The 24,257-nt window shown below is 68.7% G+C and carries 18 protein-coding genes and 1 pseudogene; 12 read left to right on the top strand and 7 right to left on the bottom strand.

What is annotated here, in order from left to right; all coding sequences use genetic code 11:
* Positions 1 to 604: pseudogene (locus tag GT030_RS28065) on the bottom strand (hypothetical protein); the annotation flags it as partial.
* Positions 605 to 799: 195 nt separating this feature from the next.
* Between GT030_RS28065 and GT030_RS28060 the strand changes: the two are divergent.
* The 7 genes from GT030_RS28060 (at position 800) to GT030_RS28030 (ending at position 11,712) form a co-directional block, all read left to right on the top strand.
* Complete coding sequence (locus GT030_RS28060; RefSeq protein ID WP_161203478.1) at positions 800 to 2,998, top strand: ABC transporter family substrate-binding protein; 2,199 nt, start codon at positions 800 to 802, stop codon at positions 2,996 to 2,998.
* Positions 2,999 to 3,146: 148 nt separating this feature from the next.
* Positions 3,147 to 5,054, top strand: coding sequence for a translational GTPase TypA (gene typA, locus GT030_RS28055; RefSeq protein WP_161203477.1), 1,908 nt, complete (start codon positions 3,147 to 3,149; stop codon positions 5,052 to 5,054).
* A 422-nt stretch (positions 5,055 to 5,476) separates the two neighbouring features.
* The gene (locus tag GT030_RS28050) at positions 5,477 to 6,511 is read left to right on the top strand and encodes an ABC transporter permease (RefSeq protein ID WP_161203476.1); all 1,035 of its coding nucleotides are present in this window, start codon (positions 5,477 to 5,479) and stop codon (positions 6,509 to 6,511) included.
* A 109-nt stretch (positions 6,512 to 6,620) separates the two neighbouring features.
* Positions 6,621 to 8,429 (top strand): ABC transporter substrate-binding protein, encoded by a 1,809-nt coding sequence (locus tag GT030_RS28045; protein WP_161203475.1) that lies wholly within the window; start codon positions 6,621 to 6,623, stop codon positions 8,427 to 8,429.
* Positions 8,430 to 8,517: 88 nt separating this feature from the next.
* The gene (locus tag GT030_RS28040) at positions 8,518 to 9,498 is read left to right on the top strand and encodes an ABC transporter permease (RefSeq protein ID WP_161203474.1); all 981 of its coding nucleotides are present in this window, start codon (positions 8,518 to 8,520) and stop codon (positions 9,496 to 9,498) included.
* A 10-nt stretch (positions 9,499 to 9,508) separates the two neighbouring features.
* On the top strand, positions 9,509 to 10,567 hold the full coding sequence (locus tag GT030_RS28035; protein ID WP_161203473.1) for an ABC transporter ATP-binding protein: 1,059 nt from the start codon (positions 9,509 to 9,511) through the stop codon (positions 10,565 to 10,567).
* Positions 10,568 to 10,587: 20 nt separating this feature from the next.
* The gene (locus GT030_RS28030) at positions 10,588 to 11,712 is read left to right on the top strand and encodes an oligopeptide/dipeptide ABC transporter ATP-binding protein (protein WP_161203472.1); all 1,125 of its coding nucleotides are present in this window, start codon (positions 10,588 to 10,590) and stop codon (positions 11,710 to 11,712) included.
* Between the two features lie 12 nt (positions 11,713 to 11,724).
* Here the strand turns inward: GT030_RS28030 and GT030_RS28025 are convergent, their stop codons facing one another.
* The 6 genes from GT030_RS28025 to GT030_RS28000 form a co-directional block, all read right to left on the bottom strand.
* On the bottom strand, positions 11,725 to 12,465 hold the full coding sequence (locus tag GT030_RS28025; protein WP_161203471.1) for a class I SAM-dependent methyltransferase: 741 nt from the start codon (positions 12,463 to 12,465) through the stop codon (positions 11,725 to 11,727).
* A gap of 108 nt (positions 12,466 to 12,573) precedes the next feature.
* Complete coding sequence (locus tag GT030_RS28020; RefSeq protein ID WP_161203470.1) at positions 12,574 to 13,617, bottom strand: dipeptide ABC transporter ATP-binding protein; 1,044 nt, start codon at positions 13,615 to 13,617, stop codon at positions 12,574 to 12,576.
* A 26-nt stretch (positions 13,618 to 13,643) separates the two neighbouring features.
* Entirely contained in the window at positions 13,644 to 14,681 is a 1,038-nt protein-coding gene (locus tag GT030_RS28015) for an ABC transporter ATP-binding protein (RefSeq protein WP_161203469.1), read from the bottom strand.
* A 51-nt stretch (positions 14,682 to 14,732) separates the two neighbouring features.
* Positions 14,733 to 15,713 (bottom strand): ABC transporter permease, encoded by a 981-nt coding sequence (locus GT030_RS28010; RefSeq protein ID WP_161203468.1) that lies wholly within the window; start codon positions 15,711 to 15,713, stop codon positions 14,733 to 14,735.
* A gap of 120 nt (positions 15,714 to 15,833) precedes the next feature.
* On the bottom strand, positions 15,834 to 17,594 hold the full coding sequence (locus tag GT030_RS28005; RefSeq protein WP_161203467.1) for an ABC transporter substrate-binding protein: 1,761 nt from the start codon (positions 17,592 to 17,594) through the stop codon (positions 15,834 to 15,836).
* 80 nt (positions 17,595 to 17,674) lie between these two features.
* Positions 17,675 to 18,703 carry an ABC transporter permease gene (locus GT030_RS28000; RefSeq protein ID WP_202460647.1) on the bottom strand — a complete coding sequence of 343 codons (1,029 nt, stop codon included), beginning with the start codon at positions 18,701 to 18,703 and terminating at the stop codon, positions 17,675 to 17,677.
* A 470-nt stretch (positions 18,704 to 19,173) separates the two neighbouring features.
* Here GT030_RS28000 and GT030_RS27995 point away from each other — a divergent pair, with 470 nt between their 5' ends.
* The 5 genes from GT030_RS27995 to GT030_RS27975 form a co-directional block, all read left to right on the top strand.
* Positions 19,174 to 20,796, top strand: coding sequence for an ABC transporter substrate-binding protein (locus GT030_RS27995; protein ID WP_161203466.1), 1,623 nt, complete (start codon positions 19,174 to 19,176; stop codon positions 20,794 to 20,796).
* 5 nt (positions 20,797 to 20,801) lie between these two features.
* A complete protein-coding gene (locus GT030_RS27990; RefSeq protein ID WP_161203465.1) occupies positions 20,802 to 21,725 on the top strand; it encodes an ABC transporter permease in 924 nt (307 codons plus the stop codon).
* A complete protein-coding gene (locus GT030_RS27985; RefSeq protein WP_161203464.1) occupies positions 21,718 to 22,701 on the top strand; it encodes an ABC transporter permease in 984 nt (327 codons plus the stop codon). The genes GT030_RS27990 and GT030_RS27985 overlap by 8 nt, the downstream gene beginning before the upstream one ends.
* A gap of 7 nt (positions 22,702 to 22,708) precedes the next feature.
* Positions 22,709 to 23,692 (top strand): ABC transporter ATP-binding protein, encoded by a 984-nt coding sequence (locus tag GT030_RS27980; RefSeq protein ID WP_161203463.1) that lies wholly within the window; start codon positions 22,709 to 22,711, stop codon positions 23,690 to 23,692.
* Positions 23,676 to 24,257: dipeptide/oligopeptide/nickel ABC transporter ATP-binding protein (locus GT030_RS27975; protein ID WP_161203462.1), on the top strand; the 582-nt coding region annotated here is incomplete at its 3' end. The genes GT030_RS27980 and GT030_RS27975, both read left to right, overlap by 17 nt.

Genomic DNA, 24,257 nt, shown 5'->3' with positions numbered 1-24,257 from the left:
GCACGCGTCCCGCCTCCGCACACCGGCCGGCGACCCCGGCCAGGGTCTGCCCGCGGTCGCCGGGATCGCGGGGCTCGCCCTCCTCGTACCGGTGCCACAGGGCGAAGGCCGCGGAGAGTTCCGTGCGGGCGGTGTGGACCGCGTCGCGGAAGGGGGCGAGGGTGCGCTCGTCCAGGAGCGCGGCCGCGAAGGGTAGCTCCTCCTCGCTCGCCCGCACGCTGTCGTCCGCCTCGACCAGGGCCGCGCGGGCCCGGCGGCCGGACTCGGCCGGGGTGCGGACGGCCGGTGCCGAGGAGGCGACTTCGGACGCGCGGCGGCCACGGCGTACGTAGCTGTACGCCGCCACCACCACGGCGGTGCCGAGCACGGCGACCGGGAGGATCAGGTCGACGGCGGAGGACTCGTCGTCCCGAGGAGCGCCGGGAGCGGCGGGAGCGGCGGGGGCCGTGCGGGGAGGGGACGCGGTCCCCGGTTCCTGCGCCGCGAGTACCGGGAGGGCCAGCCAGCCCGCCCCGGCGACCGCGCCGACGAGCGCGTGCGCGACCCGCACGCGTATGTGCGCCGTGGCGTGCCGGGGGCGGCCCCGGACCAGGGAGGACGTCACTTTGGGAGCGTATGGGCGGGTTCGCGGCCCCGCGAGCGGGCGGGGTTGCGCCGCACGGGTGGGGTTGCCGCGCGGCGCGGCCGTGTCGCCCCGTTTCCCCCGGTGCGGTCGCTTTCAGTGGGTGCATAGATCTGATCAGCTCCATATACCGCCAAAAGTGATCAAAACGCCCGCGGCCTTCCGGAGGTAGCAGAGATGTCCCACGACGGCGTCGGCTCACGCGCGGTCCTGCGCGCGACCGCCTTCCTCACCGCGGGCGCCCTCGCGGTGCCCCTCCTCGCCGGCTGCGGCTCGGACGAGAAGGCCGGCCACCCGCTGGCCGGACCGGACATCGCCCACGTCACCCGCGACAAGGTCGCCGAGGGCGGCACCGTGAAGTGGGCCGTGGACGCGCTGCCGGAGACGCTCAACGCCTACCAGGCCGACGCGGACGCGGGCACCACCCGGGTCGCCCAGGCCACCCTTCCCTCGATGTTCCAGCTCGACGTGAACGGCCGCCCGGCGGTGAACCCCGCCTACCTGGAGTCCGCCAAGGTCATCGAGACCGAGCCACGCCAGGTCGTGCTGTACAAGCTGAACCAGCAGGCCGTGTGGAGCGACGGCCGCGAGATCGGCGCCGCCGACTTCGTCACCCAGTGGCGCGCCCTGTCCGGCAAGGACAGCGCCTACTGGACCGCCCGCAACGCCGGGTACGACCGCATCTCCAAGATCGAGCGCGGCGCCAGCGACCTCCAGGTCCGGGTCACCTTCTCCCGCCCGTACGCCGACTGGAAGTCGCTGTTCTCCCCGCTGTACCCGAAGGACGTCATGGGCACCCCGGACGCCTTCAACGACGGCGCCCGGCGCAAGCTGAAGACCAGCGCGGGCCCCTTCCGGGTGGACAAGGTCGACACCGCCGGCAAGGACGTCGTCCTCACCCGCAACCCGCGCTGGTGGGGGCAGCCCGCCAAGCTCGACCAGATCGTGCTGCACACCGTCCCGCGCGACAAGCGGACCACCGCGCTGGCCGACGGCAAGGTCGACGTCGCCGACGTGGACGCCGCCACGGCCGGGCGGATCAGTGGCGCCGCCGGAGGCACCGGGACCGGCAGCCCGCTCGCGGGCGGCGGCAAGACCTCCGCCAAGAAGCTCCGCTCCTGGGCGCTCGCCCACGGCCTGGAGGCGGAGAAGGTCGAGCACGCGGGCCGGAAGAAGCTGCGCAAGGCCATCACCCGCTACCTGGAGGAGCAGGCCGGGCTCCGCTCCTACGAGGTGCGCAAGTCCCTGGAGCCCGCCTACACCCAGCTCGCCCTGAACGGCGCCGGGGGTGTGCTCGCGGACGAGCGGGTACGCCGGGCGGTGGCCCGCGCGCTGGACCGCAAGGAGCTGGCCAAGCTGGTGCTGACCCCGCTCGGCCTGCCCGCCGAGCCGGTGGGCAGCCACCTGGCGCTGGAGGGCCAGCCCGCCTACGCCGACAACAGCGACGCCCTCGGCGGCCAGGACACCAAGGAGGCGCAGGCCCTGCTCTCGGACGCCGGGTGGGTACCGGGCGGCCCGGTCAAGGCGGAGAAGAAGGCCGGGAAGGCCGCCGGACCGGAGAGCAGCACCAAGGACGACGACGACCAGTCCGAGGGCGGCAAGGACGGCGAGTACATCGTCGGCGAGGACGACAAGAACACCGACGGCAAGAACACCGACGGCAAGAACACCGACGGCAAGAACGAGCACGGCGACGGCAGCGGCCGCCGCCTCGCCCAGGACGGCAAGCAGTACACCGGCCAGGCCGGTGCCCCCGGTGCCTACGCCCCCAAGGGCACGGCCGCCCCGGCGGGCGCGGTCAACGGCCCGCTCGCCAAGGACGGCCAGGCGCTCAACCTCCGCTTCGTGCTCCCCACCGGCGCGGGCTCGGAGACCCTGAACACCGTCGCCGGGCGGATCTCCGCGATGCTGGAGAAGGTCGGCATCCGGACCACCATCATCAAGGTCCCGGACGAGAGCTACTTCAAGGATCACATCGCGGCCGGCGACTTCGACCTCGCCCTGTACTCCTGGCCCGCCTCCGCCTTCCCGGCCACCGACGCGCGCCCGATCTTCGCCAAGCCCGCGCCCGCCGCCGACGGCTCGGTGAACGTCGAGCAGAACTACACCCGCGTCGGCACCGACCAGGTGGACCAGCTCTTCGACCAGGCCGCCTCGACGCTGGACGAGGAGGAGTCCCGCGACCTCATCCGCAAGGCCGACGCCCGCATCTGGGCGGCGGCCGGCTCCATCCCGCTCTACCAGCGCCCCCAGCTCGTCGGCGTACGGAAGACCCTGGTCAACATGGGCGCCTTCGGCTTCCAGGCGCCGGTCTACGAGGACATGGGCTTCCTGAAGAAGGGTGCGAAGGTCTCGCCCAGCCCGACCGGGAACTGACCCGGAACCGGGCCCCGTGGCCCTGCGGAGGCCGTCCCCCGCAGGGCCACGTACCATGGGGTGAGGCCGTGGCGTGTCCAGCCCGGCAGGTCCCGCGCAAGAGAATCCCGCGCAGGGCAGTCCGCACACTCCGGGAGTACGCCGCAATATGGCCACGCGCCACGACATCCGTAACGTCGCCATCGTCGCCCACGTCGACCATGGCAAGACCACCATCGTCGACGGCATGCTGAAGCAGGCCGGCGCGTTTGCCGCCCACCAGCTCGACTCCGTCGACGACCGCATGATGGACTCGAACGACCTGGAGCGTGAGAAGGGCATCACGATCCTCGCCAAGAACACGGCGGTGAAGTATCACCCCAAGGACGGCGGCGAGCCGATCACCATCAACATCATCGACACCCCTGGCCACGCCGACTTCGGTGGCGAGGTCGAGCGCGGTCTGTCGATGGTCGACGGTGTCGTCCTGCTCGTCGACGCCTCCGAGGGTCCGCTGCCGCAGACCCGCTTCGTGCTGCGCAAGGCGCTCCAGCAGCGGCTCCCCGTCATCCTGTGCATCAACAAGACGGACCGCCCGGACTCGCGCATCGACGAGGTCGTCAACGAGACGTACGACCTCTTCCTCGACCTGGACGCGGATGAGGAGCAGATCGAGTTCCCGATCGTCTACGCCTGCGGCCGTGACGGCATCGCCTCGCTGACCAAGCCGGAGAACGGCACGGTCCCGGCGGACTCCACCAGCCTGGAGCCGTTCTTCTCCACGATCCTGGAGCACGTCCCGGCCCCGACGTACGAGGAGGACGCGCCGCTCCAGGCCCACGTCACCAACCTCGACGCCGACAACTTCCTCGGCCGTATCGCGCTGCTCCGTGTCGAGCAGGGCGAGCTGCGCAAGGGCCAGACCGTGGCGTGGATCAAGCGCGACGGCACGGTGTCGAACGTGCGCATCACCGAGCTGATGATGACCGAGGCGCTCACCCGCAAGCCGGCCGAGGTGGCGGGCCCCGGTGACATCTGCGCCGTCGCCGGTATCCCGGACATCATGATCGGTGAGACCCTCGCCGACCCGGAGAACCCCGTCGCGCTCCCGCTGATCACGGTGGACGAGCCCGCGATCTCCATGACCATCGGTACGAACACCTCGCCGCTGGTCGGCCGCGGTGGCACCGGCAAGGGCGCGGACGCCAAGTCCGCGGTCAAGGACCGCAAGGTCACCGCCCGCCAGGTCAAGGACCGCCTCGACCGCGAGCTGATCGGTAACGTCTCCCTCCGCGTGCTCGACACCGAGCGCCCGGACGCCTGGGAGGTCCAGGGCCGTGGTGAGCTGGCGCTCGCCATCCTGGTCGAGCAGATGCGCCGTGAGGGCTTCGAGCTGACCATCGGCAAGCCGCAGGTCGTCACCCAGGTCATCGACGGCAAGGTGCACGAGCCGGTCGAGCGCATGACGATCGACGTCCCCGAGGAGCACATGGGCGCGGTCACGCAGCTCATGGGCGTCCGCAAGGGCCGGATGGACAACATGTCGAACCACGGCTCCGGCTGGGTCCGCCTGGAGTTCGTCGTCCCGTCCCGCGGCCTCATCGGCTTCCGTACGGAGTTCCTGACCGGTACGCGCGGCACGGGCATCGCCCACTCCATCCACGAGGGCCACGAGCCGTGGTTCGGCACCCTGACGACCCGCAACAACGGTTCGCTCGTCGCCGACCGCGCCGGCGCCGTCACCGCGTTCGCGATGACGAACCTCCAGGAGCGCGGCGTGCTGTTCACCGAGCCCGGCACCGAGGTGTACGAGGGCATGATCGTCGGCGAGAACTCGCGCTCCGACGACATGGACGTGAACATCACCAAGGAGAAGAAGCTCACGAACATGCGGTCTTCGTCGGCCGACTCGTTCGAGGCGATCGTCCCGCCGCGCAAGCTCTCCCTGGAGCAGTCGCTGGAGTTCTGCCGCGACGACGAGTGCGTCGAGGTGACCCCGGAGGCGGTTCGCATCCGCAAGGTCGTCCTCGACCAGAAGGAGCGCGGCCGCACCGCGAGCCGTGCCAAGCACAACTGACGTATGAACAACTCGGCGTGAACGCCGAGTGGTTGAGCCCGGCCGTCCCCATCTCGGGGGCGGCCGGGCTTTTTTCGCAACCGGATTTTCCCGGCCGCCGGGCCGTCCGGTGTCCGGAACGCGGAGATCCCGGACCGATAGCCATGTAACACGTCCGTTTCGCGCCCTTCAGTAGGGGAACTGTTTGTCCGGTTTTTGGAAGTTCTACCCGTCAGCTGTGACTGAATTGAGATTTAAAGACAGTGGTCGCCACTTGGCTCATGTCAGATAGTTAGCCGCGTACCGCTCGGGTCAAGGGGGAGCTGTTCGTCGCTTCCAGCGGTGTGATCCGGCCCTAGAACTACGCGCGTCCGACTGCGAGTTCGCGCGCTGTCCAGCAATCCCGGAACCTCCCGCACTCATATCTGCGAAACGGACGAACCGTGACAAGTCCTATCGACATCGAGGGCGGCGGGACTTCGGTCGTCGTCGACGGCGAACCAGGGCCGTCGGCGAAGGCCGAGACCGTCCAGCTCGAAGGCCGTTCTCCCGGCCAGCTGATGTGGATGCGCTTCAAGCGCGACCGCACCGGCGTTATCTCGGCCTGTGTCGTGATCTTTTTCTTCGCGATCGGGTTGCTCGCCCCGCTGATATCCAAGCTGTACGGCAAGGACCCGTACACGGTGTACGCGGACGAGCGTCCCGAGCTGTTCGACAGTGCGGGTGTGCCGATGCAGCCCAACGGCGGTATCAGCGGCGAGTTCTGGTTCGGCCTCGAACCCGGCAACGGCTACGACGTCTTCACCAAGCTCCTGTTCGGCATCCGCACCTCGCTGATGATCTCGCTCGCGGTCACCGTCACCGTCGTCCTCACCGGCATCCTGCTCGGGGTCGCGGCCGGATACCTGGGCGGGCGCACCGACTTCGCCATCGGCCGGGTCATCGACTTCCTGCTCGCCTTCCCGGCGCAGTTGTTCTTCATCGCCAGCATGCCGGTCGTCGTCTCGCTGTTCGTCAGCCCCCGCGACGAGACCCCCACCTACGTCCGGGTGCTGGCGCTGATCATCGTCCAGTGGTTCCTCGGCTGGATGAGCCTCGCCCGCATCCTGCGCGGCACCTCGCTCGCCCTGCGGGAACGGGAGTTCATCGAGGCGGCCCGGGTCAGCGGGGCCTCCTCATGGCGGATCATCCGCAAGGAGATCCTGCCGAACGTGGTCACCCCGCTGCTGGTGCAGGCCACTTACCTGCTGCCCTCCTTCGTCACCGCGGAGGCCGGACTCTCCTTCCTGGGTGTGGGCATCGTCGAACCGACGCCGGACTGGGGACAGATGTTCTCCAAGGCGTCCACGGAACTGGTGATGCAGAACGACATCACCTACATGTTCTTCCCGGGCATCTCGATGATCATCTTCATCGTGGCGTTCAACCTGCTCGGGGATTCGGTCAGGGACGCGTTCGACCCCAAGACCGCACGCTGACCGGTCACTTCACAGCACCACAGCACCTCGTACAGCACTACCAGCAGTTTCTTTCGCACTGGTGACACAGGAACGCACTGGTGACACAGAGATGGGTGGGAACCTCGTGATGAGTAGGGGCGGACGCCACACATACGGCGCACTCTCCGTGCTCGCGGCCGGAGCGCTTGTGCTCACCGGTTGCAGCAAGGGCGGCAGCGACAGTGGCGGCGACGACAAGAAGCAGCAGCAGAACGCCCAGCGCCAGCAGGCGCTGATCAAGTTCGGTGACGAGAAGGCGTCCACCGGACCGGCGGCCGAGGTGCCCGGCGCCAAGTCCGGCGGCACCCTGGAGGTCCTCCAGCGCGACAGCTACGCGCACCTCGACCCGGCACAGATCTACGTGGCCGACGAGGGCTCGCTCGCCACCCTGCTGCACCGCGGTCTCACCGGGTACAAGGCGACCAGCAACGACGGCAGCAAGCACGAGGTCGTCGGCGACCTCGCCACCGACTCGGGCACCACCACCGACGGCGGCAAGACCTGGAAGTACACGCTCAAGGACGGCATCAAGTTCCAGGACGGCACGCCGATCACGTCCAAGGACGTCCGGCACACCGTCGAGCGGCTCTTCGCGCCCTTCATCAACCAGGGCCCGACCTTCCTCCAGCAGTGGCTCGCCGACTCGCCGGGCGCGACCTACCGCAAGCTGCTCAAGGACGGCCCCTACAAGGGCAAGCACCTGCCCGACTCGGTGCTGTCGACGCCGGACGACAAGACGATCGTCTTCCACTTCAAGACGGCCCGCCCCGACCTGCCGTACGCCCTGGCCATGGCCGGCTACGGAGTCGTCTCGCAGAAGGGCGACACCAAGGAGCGCTACGACAAGGCGCCCGTGGTGAGCGGCCCGTACAAGATCCAGTCGTTCAAGTCCGGCAAGTCCATGGTGCTGGTGAAGAACACCAACTGGGACCCGAAGACGGACCCGATCCGGCACCAGTACATCGACCGGTTCAACTTCAGCTTCAACCAGCAGTACGAGGCGTCCACCAAGGCGCTGCTCGCCGACAGCGGCGCCGACCAGGCCGGCATCAGCTTCAACAACCAGGTCGACGCGGGCAACTTGTCCTCGGTGCTCCGGAACGCGAAGCTGAAGCCCCGTACGGTCTCGGGCTACCAGTCGTTCGTCGGCCAGATGAACATCAACATGAGCCACAAGCCCATGCAGGACAAGACGGTCCGCGAGGCGATCGCCTACGCCCTGCCGGTCACCCCGTTCGTCCGTGCCTACGGCGGCACCGACGCGATGGAGGTCGCGGGCGGTCTGATCTCCCCGACCGTCTCCGGCTACGACGCCGCCTTCGACCCGTGGGGCAAGAAGAAGAAGCCCGCCGGTGACGCGGCCAAGGCCAAGGAGCTGCTGAAGAAGGCCGGCAAGCTCAACATGAAGCTGACCTTCGGCTACATCAACACCCCCGAGGGCCAGCAGTACTCCACCGCCATGGCGGCGGGCCTGAAGAAGGCCGGCTTCAACGTCCAGCGCCAGGAGATCCCGGCCGAGACGTTCTACGACCAGGTCTCCAAGCTGAACAACAACTACGACATCTTCCACACCGCGTGGGGTGCCGACTGGCCGTCCGCCTCGACCGTGATCCCGCCGCTGTACGACGGCCGCGTGATCGCCGACGGCGCGCAGAACTACTCGCAGATCAACGACCCGCAGATCAACAGCGAGATCGACCGGATCAGCAAGATCACCGACCCGGCCAAGGCCGCGTCCGAGTGGGAGAAGCTGGACCAGCACATCGTGAAGGACGTCATCAACGTCGTCCCGACCGCGTACTACAAGCAGACCCAGATCGCCGGTTCCAAGGTCGGCGGACTCGTCTACGACGACGTGCTCAGCGGCGTCGACCCGCGTCGCCTCTTCATCAAGTAACCGCCCCGCGCCCGGCGTCCGGCGCACCCCGTAAGGGTGCGCCGGACGCCGGGCCCCGGACCGCCGACGTCAGAGAGCTGCCCCTGTCATGCTGCGCTTCCTCGTCCGCCGGACCCTCGGTGCCGTCGTCATCCTCTTCCTGCTGAGCATGGTCACATTCGTCCTGTTCTTCGGGGTGCCCCGCGACCCGGCGCTGCTGATGTGCGGCAAGACCTGCAACGCCGACGCCATCGCGAACATCCACCATGTGCTCGGCCTCGACAAGTCCATCCCGGAGCAGTACCTGATCTTCCTGCACAACCTGGTCATGGGAAGCGACAGCTTCGCCCAGGGGCCGTGCCCGGCACCCTGCTTCGGCTACTCGTACCACTCCAACGAGCCGGTCTGGGGCACGCTGATCGACCGGCTGCCCACCACCGTCTCGCTGACCATCGGCAGCGCGGTGTTCTTCCTCGTCATCGGCATCGGCGCCGGTCTGGTGGCCGCCTGGCGGCGCGGCACCGTGGTCGACAAGGTGGCGACGGCCGGCGCGATGGTCATCTCCGGGATGCAGATCTACTTCCTCGGCCCGCTGGCCCTGGCGCTGCTCGTCTACCAGACCCACTGGTTCGACAAGCCCGACTACCACGACTTCACCGCGAACCCGCTGGACTGGTTCGCGGGACTGCTCATCCCCTGGGTGATCCTCTCCACCATCTTCGCGGCGCAGTACACCCGTATGGCGCGCTCCTCGATGATCGAGCAGCTCCAGGAGGACCACGTCCGCACCGCCCGCGCCAAGGGCATGTCCCGGCGGTACGTGTTCTTCCGGTACGCCTGGCGCGGCTCGCTGATCCCGATCGTCACCATCTTCGGCATCGACCTCGGCTCGCTGCTCGGCGGCGCCATCATCACCGAGTGGACCTTCGGTCTGCCAGGCCTCGGCCAACTGTCCGTGCAGTCCGTGTACTTCAGCGACCTGCCGCTGCTGCTGGGCGTGATGCTGTTCGCCGCCGCCATGATCCTGCTCTTCAACATCATCGTCGACGCCGCGTACGCCTTCATCGACCCGCGCGTGCGGCTGTCCTAGGAGCACTGTCGTGACCACTTTGACCAAGGAGGCCGGTGTTCCGGCCCCGGCGGGCGACGGTCCGCTGCTGTCCGTGCGCGACCTGCACGTCAGCTTCAAGACCGAGGACGGCATCGTACGGGCCGTGGACGGGCTCTCCTTCGACCTGGAGCGGGGCAGAACGCTCGGCATCGTGGGGGAGTCGGGCTCGGGCAAGTCGGTCACCAACCTGACCGTCCTCGGCCTGCACAACCCGATGTTCACCACCGTCGAGGGCGAGATCCTGCTGGACGGCCAGGAGTTGACGACCGCCCGCGAGTCGGAGATGGAGAAGCTGCGCGGCAACAAGGTCGCCATGATCTTCCAGGACCCGCTGACCGCGCTCTCCCCCTACTACACGGTCGGCCGGCAGATCGCCGAGCCGTACATGAAGCACACCGGCGCCTCCAAGAAGGAGGCGTGGAACCGCGCGGTGGAGATGCTGGGCAAGGTCGGCATCCCCAATCCCAAGGCGCGGGCCGGGGATTACCCGCACCAGTTCTCCGGCGGCATGCGCCAGCGCGCGATGATCGCCATGGCCCTGGTCTGCGACCCCGACCTGCTGATCGCGGACGAGCCGACCACCGCGCTCGACGTGACGGTCCAGGCGCAGATCCTCGACCTGCTCAAGGACCTCCAGCAGGAGTTCGGCTCGGGCATCATCTTCATCACCCACGACCTCGGGGTGATCGCGGACATGGCCGACGACATCATGGTGATGTACGCGGGCGGCGCGGTGGAGCGCGGCTCGGTCGACTCCGTCCTGCACGCGCCCGAACACCCCTACACCTGGGGTCTGTTGAACTCGATGCCGCGGCTCGACTCCGACCCGTCGATCGCGCTCACCCCCATTCCGGGCTCCCCGCCCTCTCTGCTCAACCCGCCCTCCGGCTGCCGCTTCCACCCCCGCTGCCCCTTCCAGGACCGGGTCGAGGGCAACCGGTGCGTGACCGAGCGCCCGCTGCTCGGCGCGGGGGAGTCGGCGTGCCATCTGACCCCGGCGCAGAAGCGGGACATCTTCGTGGACGAGATCAAGCCCCGGCTGGGCTAGGGCGCAAAAGGAGAACCGTCATGACCAAGGACCTGCTCCTGCCCGCTCCGCGGGACGAGGGCGCCGACGCCGGGGGCGAACCGCTGCTGGAGGTCTCCGGGCTGACCAAGCACTTCCCGGTCAAGGGAGGCTTCCCCGTCCGGCGGACCATCGGCGCGGTCCAGGCGGTGGACGGCATCGACCTGTCGGTGCGGGTGGGCGAGAGCTTCGGGCTGGTCGGTGAGTCGGGCTGCGGCAAGTCGACCACGGGCCGGCTGATCACCCGGCTGATGGAGCCGACGGCGGGCACGATCTCGTACCGGGGCAAGGACATCAGCCGGGCCTCGCGCCGGGAGCTGGCGCCGATCCGGTCCGAGATCCAGATGATCTTCCAGGACCCGTACTCCTCCCTCAACCCCCGCCAGACGGTCGGCAAGATCATCGCCGGGCCGATGGAGATCAACGGCATCGAACCGCCCGGCGGCCGCGAGAAGCGGGTGCGGGAGCTGCTGGAGATCGTCGGTCTCAACCCCGAGCACTTCAATCGCTTCCCGCACGAGTTCTCCGGCGGCCAGCGGCAGCGCATCGGCGTGGCGCGGGCGCTCGCGCTGGAGCCCAAGCTGATCGTGGCCGACGAGCCGGTGTCCGCGCTGGACGTGTCGATCCAGGCCCAGGTGGTGAACCTGCTGCAGAAGGTGCAGCGGGAACTCGGCATCGCGTTCCTGTTCATCGCGCACGACCTGGCGATCGTGCGGCACTTCTCGCAGCGCGTCGCGGTGATGTACCTCGGCAAGATCATCGAGGTGGGCGACCGGGACTCCATCTACACCCGCCCCCGGCATCCCTACACCCACGCTCTGCTCTCCGCCGTGCCCGAGGTGAGCGTGGCGGGCGAGCAGGCCCCGGCCCGCCAGCGCATCCGGCTGGCCGGTGACGTGCCGTCCCCGATCGACCCGCCCTCGGGCTGCCGCTTCCGCACCCGGTGCTGGAAGGCGCAGGACAAGTGCGCGACCGAGGAGCCGCCGCTGGTCCAGCTCTCCGGGAACCGGTCCGGGCACCTGACGGCCTGCCACTTCCCGGAGGAGCCGACGACCGAGGCCCGCGAGGAGGACATCATCCTGGACCCGGCGCTGGCGGCGCTGGAGGAGGGCACCTCCAAGGACTAGGGGTGTCTCCCCCTAGCGTGCCCCTTCGGCAATGGTGATGATCTCCGGCGAGGCCGGGCCCAGCGGACTCCGGTCCCAGTCGCCGTAGCGGGCCACCGTACGCAGCCCGGCCTCGGCGAGGAAGCGGTCCAGCTCGCCGGGGCCGAGGAAGCGGAGGGTGTTGCGGCCGACTCTCGGGGCCGGCCAACTCTCGCACGTGTAGGTCTCGGTGAAGCCGACGAGACCGCCCGCCGGGCCGTGCGTCACCTCGTGGTGGACCCGGATCTCGGCGCCGTCGGGGCCGGTGATGGTGCGCACCCGGTCCGGGGTCCAGCGCTCCCACGGGCGGACCTCGGGGTTGCGGGTCTCGAAGACGAAGCGGCCGCCCTCCGCCAGCGCCTCCCGCACCGCGCCCAGGCACTGCCGTACGTCCTCGTCCCGGACCAACTGCTGGAAGGCGTGCCCGGTCATCACCGCGAGCGCGAACTCGCCTTTCCACGGGCGGCTCCGGGTGTCCCCGAGGACCCACTCGACGTCCGGGGCGCCTTCCCGGGCACGCACCAGCATCGCGGCGGCCGGGTCGAGTCCGGTCAGCCGTCCGGGGTGCCCCTCGGCGCGGGCCCGGCGGAGCAACTGGCCGGTGCCGCAGCCGATGTCCAGCACCGAGTCCGCCGCGCGGATCAGGCCGAGGTGGAAGTCGTCGCCCGGACCCCAGGGGTTGAGGGTGTCGTAATGGGCGGCGATCGAGAGGTCGTTGAACGGGTGGGTCGCCACCGTGGCAGTCTCACACGGCCGTCGGTGCGCCCGTCGGCGCCGGGGAAAGGTTCCGGCCAGGACGTGAAAAGGCCCGCGTCCGGGTGGACGCGGGCCTCCAGAGGTGTGTCAGACCGCTTCCTGGGGGGTCTTGGAGAGGCCGGTGACCGGGATGATCTCCTGCGTCTCCGGATAGTGGCAGGCCGTGAGGTGGCCGGCCTTGTTGCCCTCGGCCTGCGCGAGCGGCGGGGCCTCGGTCGCGCACTTCTCCGTCGCCTTCCAGCAACGGGTGCGGAAGCGGCAGCCCGACGGCGGGTCGATGGGCGAGGGCACGTCCCCGACCAGGCGGATGCGCTCGCGCGGGGTCTCGTCCACCGTGGCCTCCGGGACGGCGGAGAGCAGGGCGCGGGTGTAGGGGTGGCGCGGGTTGTTGTAGAGGTCGTCGCGGTCGCCGATCTCCACGATCTTGCCGAGGTACATCACCGCGACGCGCTGCGAGAAGTGCCGCACGATGGCGAGGTCGTGGGCGATGAACACGAAGGCGATGCCGAGTTCGCGCTGCACCTTCTGGAGCAGGTTGACGACCTGGGCCTGGATGGAGACGTCCAGCGCGGAGACCGGCTCGTCGGCCACGATCAGCTTCGGGTTCAGGGCCAGCGCGCGGGCGACGCCGATGCGCTGGCGCTGGCCGCCGGAGAACTCGTGCGGGAAGCGGTTGAAGTGCTCGGGGTTGAGACCGACGATCTCCAGCAGCTCCCGCACCCGCTTCTCGCGGCCGCCGGGCGGCTCGATGCCGTTGATCTCCATCGGCCCGGCGATGATCTTGCCGACCGTGTGCCGCGGGTTCAGCGAGGCGTACGGGTCCTGGAAGATCATCTGGATCTCGGACCGGATCGGCGCGAGGTCCTTGCGGCCGGCGTGCGTGATGTCCTTGCCCCGGTACGCGATGCGGCCCGCGGTCGGCTCCATCAGCCGGGTGATCAGCCGGCCGGTGGTGGACTTGCCGCAGCCGGACTCGCCGACCAGACCCAGGCTCTCGCCCTCGGCGACCTGGAAGTCCAGCCCGTCCACGGCCTGCACCGCGCCGACGGTGCGCCGGATCGGGAAGCCGCCCTTGATCGGGAAGTGCTTGGTCAGCCCGGAGACGTCCAGGAGGGGAGTGGTGTCGCTCATGGTGGTGAAATCCCGTCTCGTGTACGTCAGATGGCCTTGCTGGCGGCAAGGTCGGCGAGGAACTCACGGCGCTGGCCGTCGGAAAGGTGGCAGGCGTTGCCGCGGCCGTCCTCGATCTGGAGCAGCGGGCGCTCGGTGGCGCACCGGTTGCCCTCCACCTCGGACGCGAAGGCGCAGCGCGGGTGGAAGCGGCAGCCGGTGGGCGGGTTCAGCAGCGAGGGCGGAGAACCCGGGATGGGGTTGAGCGGCACGTCGACCGGGCCGTCCAGGCTCGGCATGGAACCGAGCAGACCCCAGGTGTAGGGGTGCTGCGGGGCGCGCAGCACCTCCTCCTTCGGGCCCCGCTCCACGCAGCGGCCGCCGTACATCACCAGCACGTCGTCGGCGATGTCCGCGATGACGCCCAGGTCGTGGGTGATGAAGATGATCGAGGTGCCGAACTCCTGCTGGAGGTCCTTGAGCAGGTCCATGATCTGGGCCTGCACGGTGACGTCCAGCGCGGTGGTCGGCTCGTCCGCGATCAGGAGCTTCGGGTCGCAGACCAGGGCCATGGCGATCATCGCGCGCTGGCGCATACCGCCGGAGAACTCGTGCGGGTAGTTGTCGACCCGGCGGTCCGGCTGCGGGATGCCGACCCGGCGCAGCATCTCGATCGCCCGCTCCCGCGCCGCCTTCTTCGAGGCGCCGGTGTGCTTGCGGTAGACCTCGCCGATCTGGGTCCCGATGGTGTGGTACGGCGACAGCGAGGCCAGGGCGTCCTGGAAGATCATCGCCATCTTGTTGCCGCGGAGCTTCTCCAGCGTGCGGTCGGGCGCGCCGTTCAGCTCGTCGCCGTCCAGCTCGATGGAGCCCTCGATCGTGGTGGTGTCCGGGTTGTGCAGCCCCAGGATGGACAGGTTGGTGACCGACTTGCCGGAGCCCGACTCGCCCACGATGCCGAGCGTCCTGCCGCGAGCGAGGTCGAAGGAGAGGCCGTCGACGGCCTTGACGGTGCCGTCCTCGGTCGAGAAGTGCACCTTCAGGTCCTTGATGGACAGGAAGGGCTGCGAATCGGTGCTCGTCACGGGGACGCTCCAGGAGGGGTGATGCGGGGGAAGCTGGCGGGGGCGGACGGGTCAGGCGAGCCGGATGCGCGGGTCGATCAGCGCGTAGACCGCGTCGACGACGATGTTGGCGAGCACCACGAAGGAGGCGGTGATCACCATGACGCCGAGCAGCATCGGCAGGTCGTTGGTGAACACGGACTTCACCGCCAGCATGCCGAGGCCCTGGAGGCTGAAGGTCTTCTCGGTGATCATCGCGCCGCCGAGCAGTACGCCCATGTCGATGCCGAAGATGGTGACGATCGGGCCCATCGCGCCGCGCCAGGCGAAGCGGAAGAAGACGTTGCGGCGGGACATGCCCTTGGCGCGGGCGGTGCGGACGTAGTCCTCGCTCAGCGTCTCCACGAGCTGCGAGCGGGTCATACGGGTGTAGTTGGCGGTCCAGATCAGTGCCAGCACCAGCCAGGGAACCAGCAGTCCGGTGAACCACGCGCCCGGGTTGTCGGTGAAGGGCGTGTACGAGGGCTGCGAGAGGATGTGCGACTGGTACACGAGCAGGTACAGCGCCACCGGGCCGACGAAGTAGATCTGCATGGACGAGGCGACCAGCGAGGCCGAACTGGCGAACTTGTCCAGCATCCTGCCCTGCTTCACGGCGGCGAGCATGCCGGCGCCGATGCCGAAGAGCAGGAAGACGACCGAGGAGCCGAGGGCCAGCGAGGCCGTGGTGGGGAAGCGGTCCAGGATGGTGGCGAGGACCGGCTCACGGTTGACGAACGAGTAGCCGAGGCAGGGCGCGTCGCAGTGGCCGAAGCCGGCGTAGTCGCGGCCCACGAAGATGGCCGACAGCCAGTGCCAGTACTGGACCGGCATCGGGTCCGAGATCCCCATGTTGTGCCGGATGACCTCCAGGGTCTCCGGCGTGCAGACCTTGCCGCAGGCCAGCCGGGCCGGGTCGCGCGGTACGGCGTAGAAGAGCATGAACGTGACCGCGCTGATGATCACCAGTGTGATCACGGCGCCGAGAAGTCGGCGAACGAGGAAGCGAAGCATGGGGGTTGGCTTTCCTGGGAGGGCCGTCGTGCGGATCGGACCGGGTCGGGCTGACCGGGGCCCGGTGGACGAGCCGAGGGTGGGGCGGCGGTCGGCCGCCCCACCTTCAGGGGCGGATCACTACTTGACGTACATCTTGTAGAGCATGCAGCCGTCGAAGTTCGGGTCCATCTTCACGTTGCCGAGCTTCGAGCCGTGGATGTACAGGCGCTTCATGTACACGTCCGGGATGAAGGCGCCCAGCTCGGTGACCTGCTTGTCCAGCGCGGCCCACATGGAGTTGGCCTTGGTCTGGTCAGTCTCCGCGGTGGCGGCCTTGATGGCGGCGTCCACGTCGGGGTTCTTCATGTGGCAGTAGTTGGTGCCCTGGTCCACCACGTTGTGGCTGTCGAACAGCGGCTGGAAGACCGAGTAGCCGGTCGGCCAGTCCGCGGACCAGCCGCCCCAGTAGATGTCGTAGCCGTTGTCGAGCTTGCCGATCTGGTCGTACCAGGTGGTGGAGTCGATGCCCTTGGAGACGACGTCGAAGCCGGCCGCCTTCAGGGCGTTCTCGATGACGACCTTCACCTTGGCGTTGACCGGGTCGTTCATGTACGCGTAGACGACCTTGGTGCCGAGCTTGCCGGCCTTCTTCAGGACCGCCTTGGCGGCCGCCGGGTCGCCCGCGGGGTTCTTCAGCTTGCCCCACACGTCCTGCGACTCGTAACCGGCGACGAGCGGGCTCATGATGCCGGTCGCGTAGTCACCGCGGTGCGTGCCGCCCTGGAGCTGGCGGATGCCGGCCGTCGGCCAGGCGCGGATGATGGCTTCGCGGACCTTGATGTCGGTGACACGGGTCTGGTTGATCCAGTAGACGCTGGAGCCGCTGCTCAGGTCCTCGAACAGCCGGTCCTTGGCCTTGAGGGTCGCCTGCTGGACGCGGTCCTGCGGGACGGTGCGCCAGGACACGGCGTACTGGTCCTTGCCGGAGTCGGCGATCAGACGGTCCGCGGCGGTCTGCTGCTCGATGCCGAAGGCGAAGTCGAACTCGTCCGGGTAGGCGTTGCGGATCGGGTCAGTGGCCGGGTCCCAGTGCTTGTTGCGGACCAGGACCATCGACTTGTCCGTGACGTGGGACTTGATCACGTAGGGGCCGTTGGAGAACGGCTTCTTGTCGTAGTCCTGCTTCTTGTCGTGCTTCACCGGGGTCGGCGCGTACGACTGCATCGCCAGCACGTAGTTGAAGTCCGGACGCGCCTCGGAGAGGTGGAACGTGATGGACTTGCCGCTGGTCTCGATCGACTTCAGGTGCTTGCCCTTGAACGGGCCCGAGTACGACTTGCGGTACTCCTGGGTGCCCGTCAGCCAGGTCTGGGCGTAGACGGCGCCCTCGGTGACGAAGCTGGCGAAGGCGCGCTCGAAGCCGTGCCGGACGTCGTCGACGGTGACGTCGGAGCCGTCCTCCCACTTGACCCCGTCCTTCAGCGTGAAGGTCCAGGTCTTGCCGTTGTCCTTCATGGTGCCCGTGTCGGTGGCGAGGTCGCCGACCAGGGTCATCGAGCCGTCGTCACCGATCTTGTAGCCGGTGAGCGTACGGGAGAGGACGATGACGGCGAGCGAGTTCCACGCGTAGTAGACGCGCTGCGGGTCGAGGTGCGAGAAGTCGTCGTCGTTCAGCAGGTAGACCGTGCCGCCCTTCTTGGCGCCGGAGACCTCCGGAGCCGGGCCCTTGGAGTCCTCCGCCGTGCCGATCTTGACCGTGCTGGCGTGGGCCTTGGCGGCTTCCTGCTTGCCGGCCTTCCCCGCGCTGCTCGTGTTGCCGCTGCTGCACGCGGAGAGCACCGAGGTCGATGCGGCGGCGACACCGGTGGCTATCAGGAAGTTTCTGCGCGAGAAGGACATCGCATCCTGCCTTGAAGTGGGTTGATGAGTAAGAAGCGGCACCGTGGCGCGCTCGCCGAGGCCCGGGAGACGAGCCGGCGTCAGCGCTTGGTCTTCGGGTCGAGCGCGTCGCGCACCGAGTCACCGAGGAGGTTGAACGCCAGGACGAAGAGCACCATCGTCACGCCGGGGAACAGCAGGAAGGTGAAGTCGTCCTGGTAGAACTGGGCGGCGTAGCCGATCATGATGCCCCAGTCCGGGGTCGGGTCCTGGATGCCGACGCCGAGGTAGGCGAGACCGGCTTCCGTCGTGACCATCGCCGGGAGCAGCAAGGTGCCCTGGATGAGGATGGGCGTCCAGAGGTTGGGCAGCAGTTCCTTGAAGATGATGCGCGCGGGTGAGGCGCCCGTGACCTTCGCGGCCTCCACGAACTCGCGTTCACGCAAGGCCAGGACCTGGCCGCGCAGCAGCCGGGCTATGGAGGCCCAGCCGAAGATCGTCAGCAGGAGGATGAGGCAGACCACGACCAGCCAGGTGGGCGTGTTCTCGTTGTCCGCCACGAAGAGCGCCAGGACCACCGGGGTGAAGGCGACGAAGAAGAGCTGCTGCGGGAAGGCGAGCAGGATGTCGATGATCCGGCCGAGGAGCCAGTCCGTCTTGCCGCCGATGTAGCCCGCGCTGATGCCGATGACCACGCCGGCGACCATGGTGAGCAGCGTGATGGCGACGGAGATCAGCAGGGAGTTGCGGATCGCGTACAGCAGGAACGTGAAGACATCGCGGCCGAGCTGCGGGTCGATGCCGAACCAGTACTCCCCGTCGATGCCGCCGTTGGGCTTCGCCGGGAACCCGTTGTCGCCCAGCAGTCCCGGGGTGTTGAGACCGTACGTGGTGTACGGGTCCTTGCCGTAGAGGCTGGAGATGAGCGGAGCGGCCAGGCTGATCACGAAGAAGAAGATGACGATGACGGCCGAGGCGACGCCGACACGGTCCCGCTTGAACCGCAGCCAGGCCAGTTGTCCGGGAGACCTGCTCTCGGGGCCCTTCGCGTCAGGAGAAGTACCCGACTTCTCGACGGGAACGTCGGTCACCTCAAGCGCGGCAGCCGCCGATGGAGTGGGGGTGGTCATTGGTGCTCCTGGCCCAAGGGTGGGTCTGAGGACTCCGCAGGGTGCTCCCCTACGGGCTACGCCGGACTTTTTCAACGCAATTCATTCAAGGTCAATAAATTCTCGGTCGACTTGGTCTTGTCTTTACCTTCTTTACCTCTGCATGACGCATCCGTAGCTACGCGTGTAGCGCGACCGTAATCAATCCGTGCTTCACTTGGGGTATTTCGGGCAAATGAACCAATGGGTTCGATATCCGGACGGTGAGGTATCGAAATGCGTACATCGGCGCGTCACGATCCAACGTTTCGGCAACGTTGCGCGGCGATCCATTGCGTCTTGTCCGCAAGATCACCGAGAGCGTGCCGGACCTGCCTGCATATGGCTGACGTGTCCCCCCAAAGACGGGGCAATCGAGCGGCGGGCATGCGGGATGTCCCCCACGGGCCGATATTGACCGGTAACGGTGAGGTGATCCCTGAGGAGGCAGCATGCGCGGATTCACGCACGCCCGATGGCTGACCGGCGCCGCCGCGGTGATGCTCGTGGCCACCGGGTGCGGCGGCGGAGCGAGCGGGTCGGCGGACGGCGGGATGCTCACCTCCTCCTGGGGCGACCCGCAGAACCCGCTGGAGCCGTCCAACACCAACGAGGTGCAGGGCGGCAAGGTGCTCGACATGGTCTTCCGGGGCCTGAAGCGGTACGACCCGAGGACCGGCGAGGCCCGGAACATGCTGGCCCAGTCGATCGAGACCACCGACTCCCGGCACTACACCGTCAGGCTCAAGGAGGGCTGGACCTTCTCCAACGGCGAGAAGGTCACCGCCCGCTCCTTCACCGACGCCTGGAACTACGGCGCGAGCCTGAAGAACAAGCAGAAGAACGCGTACTTCTTCGGCTACATCGAGGGCTACGACCAGGTGCACCCCGAGATGGGGAGCCAGCACGCGGACACCCTCTCCGGGCTCAAGGTGGTCGACGACCACACCTTCACCGTCACCCTGAACCAGAAGTTCTCCGGCTTCCCCGACACCCTCGGCTACGCCGCCTTCGCCCCGCTGCCCCGCGCCTTCTTCACCGACCACGCCGCCTGGCTGAAGACCCCGGTCGGCAACGGCCCGTACGCCATCGAGTCCTACACCAAGGGCTCCCAGATGACCCTGCGGAAGTGGAACGGCTACCCGGGCGGGGACAAGGCGCTCAACGACGGGGTGATCCTCAAGGTCTACACCGACAGCAACACCGCCTACACCGACCTGATGGCCGGCAACCTCGACCTCGCCGACGACATCCCGGCCGCCCAGCTGAAGAACGTGAAGACCGACCTCGGCGAGCGGTACATCAACACCCCGGCCGGCATCATCCAGACCCTCGCCTTCCCGTACTACGACGAGCGCTGGAACCGGCCCGGCATGGAGAAGGTCCGCACCGGGCTCTCCATGGCCATCAACCGGGACCAGATCACCAAGACCATCTTCCAGCGCACCCGCACCCCCGCCACCGACTGGACCTCACCCGTCCTCGGCACCGACGGCGGCTTCAAGGCGGGCCTGTGCGGACGCGCCTGCACCTACGACCCGGCGGCCGCCAAGCGGCTGGTGCGGCAGGGCGGCGGCATCCCCGGCGGCTCCCTGAAGCTCACCTACAACGCGGACACGGGCTCGCATCGCCAGTGGGTCGACGCGGTCTGCAACTCCATCAACCACGCCCTCGACGACGACAACGCCTGCGTCGGCAACCCGGTCGGCACCTTCGCCGACTTCCGCAACCAGATGGGGCAGCACAAGATGAGCGGTCCCTTCCGGGCGGGCTGGCAGATGGACTACCCCCTCATCCAGAACTTCCTCCAGCCGCTCTACTTCACCGGCGCCTCCTCCAACGACGGCCAGTGGTCCAACTCCGAGTTCGACGAGCTGGTGGACCGGGCCAACGCCGAGACCGACCCGGCCAAGTCGGTCGCCACCTTCCAGCAGGCCGAGGAGGTCGTCCGGGACAACATGGCCGCCATCCCGCTCTGGTACCAGAACGGCAACGCGGGCTACTCCCAGCGGCTCACCGGCGTGCAGCTCAACCCGTTCAGCGTGCCGGTGTACAACGAGATCAAGGTGAGCTGAGCGCCATGGGACGCTACGTCGTCCGGCGGCTGCTCCAGATGGTGCCGGTGTTCGTCGGGGCCACCCTGCTGATCTTCCTGATGGTCAATGTGATGGGCGACCCCATCGCGGGGCTGTGCGGGGAGCGGCAGTGCGACGCGGCCACCGCCGCCCAGCTCCGCAGCGAGTTCGGCCTCGACCAGCCGCTCTGGCAGCAGTACGCGACCTACATGGGCAACGTCTTCACCGGCGACTTCGGCACCGCGTTCAACGGACAGCCCGTCACCGAGCTGATGGCGGCCGCCTTTCCCGTCACCGTCCGGCTGACCATCGTGGCCATCCTCTTCGAACTCGTCGTCGGCATCAGCCTCGGTGTGCTCACCGGACTGAGCCGGGGCCGGCCCGTCGACACCGGGGTGCTGCTGCTCACCCTCGTGGTGATCTCCGTGCCGACCTTCGTCACCGGTCTGGTGCTCCAACTGCTGCTTGGCGTGGAGTGGGGGTGGATCAAGCCGTCCGTCTCGCCGGAGGCGCCGTACGGCGAGCTGATCGTGCCGGGGCTGGTGCTGGCCTCGGTCTCGCTCGCCTACGTCACCCGGCTGACCCGTACCTCCATCGCCGAGAACCGGCGCTCGGACTACGTCCGTACCGCCGTAGCCAAGGGACTGCCCAGGCGCCGGGTCATCGTCCGGCACCTGCTGCGGACCTCGCTGATCCCGGTCGTCACCTTCATCGGCACCGACATCGGGGCGCTGATGGGCGGCGCGATCGTCACCGAGCGGATCTTCAACATCCACGGCGTCGGCTTCCAGCTCTACCAGGGCATCCTCCGGCAGAACACCCAGACGGTGGTCGGCTTCGTCACCGTGCTGGTGCTGGTCTTCCTGGTCGCCAACCTGCTGGTGGACCTGCTCTACGCGGTACTCGACCCGAGGATTCGCTATGCCTGAGCCGTCGTCGCGGGAGTCGCGGGGGGCCGTCGCCGGGACCGGCATGGGCGGGGCCATGGACCTCGCGGCCGGCGAGGCCGCCACGCTGGAGCGGGTGCCGGGCGGACCTGCGGGCGGCGGGCCCGACAGCAGACCGCGCTCGCTGTGGTCCGACGCCTGGCGGGACCTCAGGCGCAACCCGGTCTTCCTGCTCTCCGCGCTCGTCATCCTCTTCCTGTTCTTCGTCTCCGTCTGGCCCTCGGCCATCACCTCCGGAAACCCCCTCGACTGCGACCTCGCCAAGGCCCAGGACGGCTCCTCGCCCGGCCACCCCTTCGGCTTCGACGGCCAGGGCTGTGACGTCTACACCCGGACCGTCTACGGCGCCCGTACGTCGGTCACGGTGGGCGTGTGCGCCACGCTCGGGGTGGCGCTGCTCGGGTCGGTGCTCGGGGGGCTCGCCGGGTTCTTCGGCGGGGCCTGGGACGCGGTGCTGTCCCGGATCACCGACGTCTTCTTCGCCATCCCGGTCGTCCTCGGCGGCCTGGTGCTGCTGTCGGTGGTCACCAGCAACACCGTCTGGCCGGTGGTCGGCTTCATGGTGCTGCTCGGCTGGCCGCAGATCTCCCGGATCGCCCGCGGCTCCGTCATCACCGCCCGGCAGAACGACTACGTACAGGCCGCCCGCGCGCTGGGCGCCTCGCCCGCCCGGCTGCTGCTGCGGCACATCGCGCCCAACGCCGTCGCCCCCGTCATCGTCGTGGCCACCATCGCGCTCGGCACCTACATCTCGCTGGAGGCCACCCTGTCCTACCTCGGCGTCGGCCTGAAGCCGCCCAGCGTGTCCTGGGGCATCGACATCTCCGCCGCCTCCCCCTACATCCGCAACGCCCCGCACGCCCTGCTCTGGCCCTCCGGGGCGCTGGCGATCACCGTCCTGGCCTTCATCATGCTCGGCGACGCGGTACGCGACGCCCTCGACCCGAAGCTGAGGTGACGGCGCCGTGCTGCTCGAAGTACAGGACCTGCACGTGGAGTTCCGCACCCGCGACGGTGTCGCCAAGGCCGTCAACGGGGTGTCGTACGGGGTCGGCGCGGGTGAGACGCTCGCCGTGCTCGGGGAGTCCGGGTCCGGCAAGTCGGTGACCGCGCAGGCCGTTATGGGCATCCTCGACACGCCGCCCGGCCGGATCACCGGCGGCCGGATCCTCTTCCAGGGACGCGACCTGCTGACCATGAAGGAGGAGGAGCGGCGGCGGACCAGGGGCGCCGGAATGGCGATGATCTTCCAGGACGCGCTCTCCGCCCTCAACCCCGTGCTCTCCGTCGGCGACCAGCTCGGCGAGATGTTCACGGTCCACCGGGGGATGTCCCGCAAGGACGCGCGCAAGCGGGCCGTCGAGCTGATGGACCGGGTGCGGATTCCCGGCGCCGCCCAGCGGGTGCGGGACTACCCGCACCAGTTCTCCGGCGGCATGCGCCAGCGGATCATGATCGCCATGGCGATCGCGCTGGAACCCGCGCTCGTCATCGCCGACGAACCCACCACCGCGCTCGACGTCACCGTCCAGGCCCAGGTGATGGACCTCCTCGCGGAGCTGCGCCGGGAGTACGACATGGGGCTCGTCCTCATCACCCACGACCTCGGCGTCGTCGCGGACGTGGCCGACCGGATCGCGGTGATGTACGCGGGCCGGATCGTGGAGTCGGCGCCGGTGCACGACATCTACAAGGCACCGGCCCACCCCTACACCCGCGGCCTGCTCGACTCCATCCCCCGCCTCGACCACAAGGGGCAGGAGCTGTACGCCATCCGCGGTCTGCCGCCCAGCCTCACCCACATCCCGCCCGGCTGCGCCTTCCACCCGCGCTGCGCGATGGCGCGGGACGTCTGCCGCACGGACGAGCCCCCGCTGTACCCGGCCGGGCCGGACCGGGTGAGCGCCTGCCATTTCTGGAGGGAGTGCCTCGATGGCCGCGACGGCTGAACCCGTGCTGGAGGCCCGCGGTCTGGTCAAGCACTACCCGCTGACCCGCGGCATCGTGCTGCGCAGGCAGATCGGCGCGGTGAAGGCCGTCGACGGCGTCGACTTCAGCCTCGGCCGGGGCGAGACCCTCGGCATCGTGGGCGAGTCGGGGTGCGGCAAGTCCACGGTGGCCAAGCTGCTCTGCCATCTGGAGCGGCCCACCGAGGGCGAGATCCGGTTCCGGGGCGAGGACATCACCGGTGTGTCCGGGCGCCGGCTGAAGGAGGTGCGCCGGAACATCCAGATGGTGTTCCAGGACCCGTACACCTCGCTCAACCCCCGGATGACGGTCGGGGACATCGTCGGGGAGCCGTACGAGATCCACCCCGAGGTTGCTCCCAAGGGCGAACGGCGGCGCCGGGTGCAGGAGTTGCTGGAGGTGGTGGGGCTCGACCCGGAGTTCCTCAACCGCTATCCGCACCAGTTCTCCGGCGGCCAGCGGCAGCGGATCGGCATCGCGCGGGCGCTGGCGCTGCGCCCCGAGGTGATCGTCGCGGACGAGCCGGTGTCCGCGCTGGACGTGTCG

This window comes from Streptomyces sp. SID1328 (genome assembly GCF_009865595.1).
GTDB classification, from domain to species: Bacteria; Actinomycetota; Actinomycetes; order Streptomycetales; family Streptomycetaceae; genus Streptomyces; species Streptomyces griseoluteus.
Note: the sequence above shows the minus strand (reverse complement) of the source record. Positions and strands in the feature narration are given on the sequence as shown.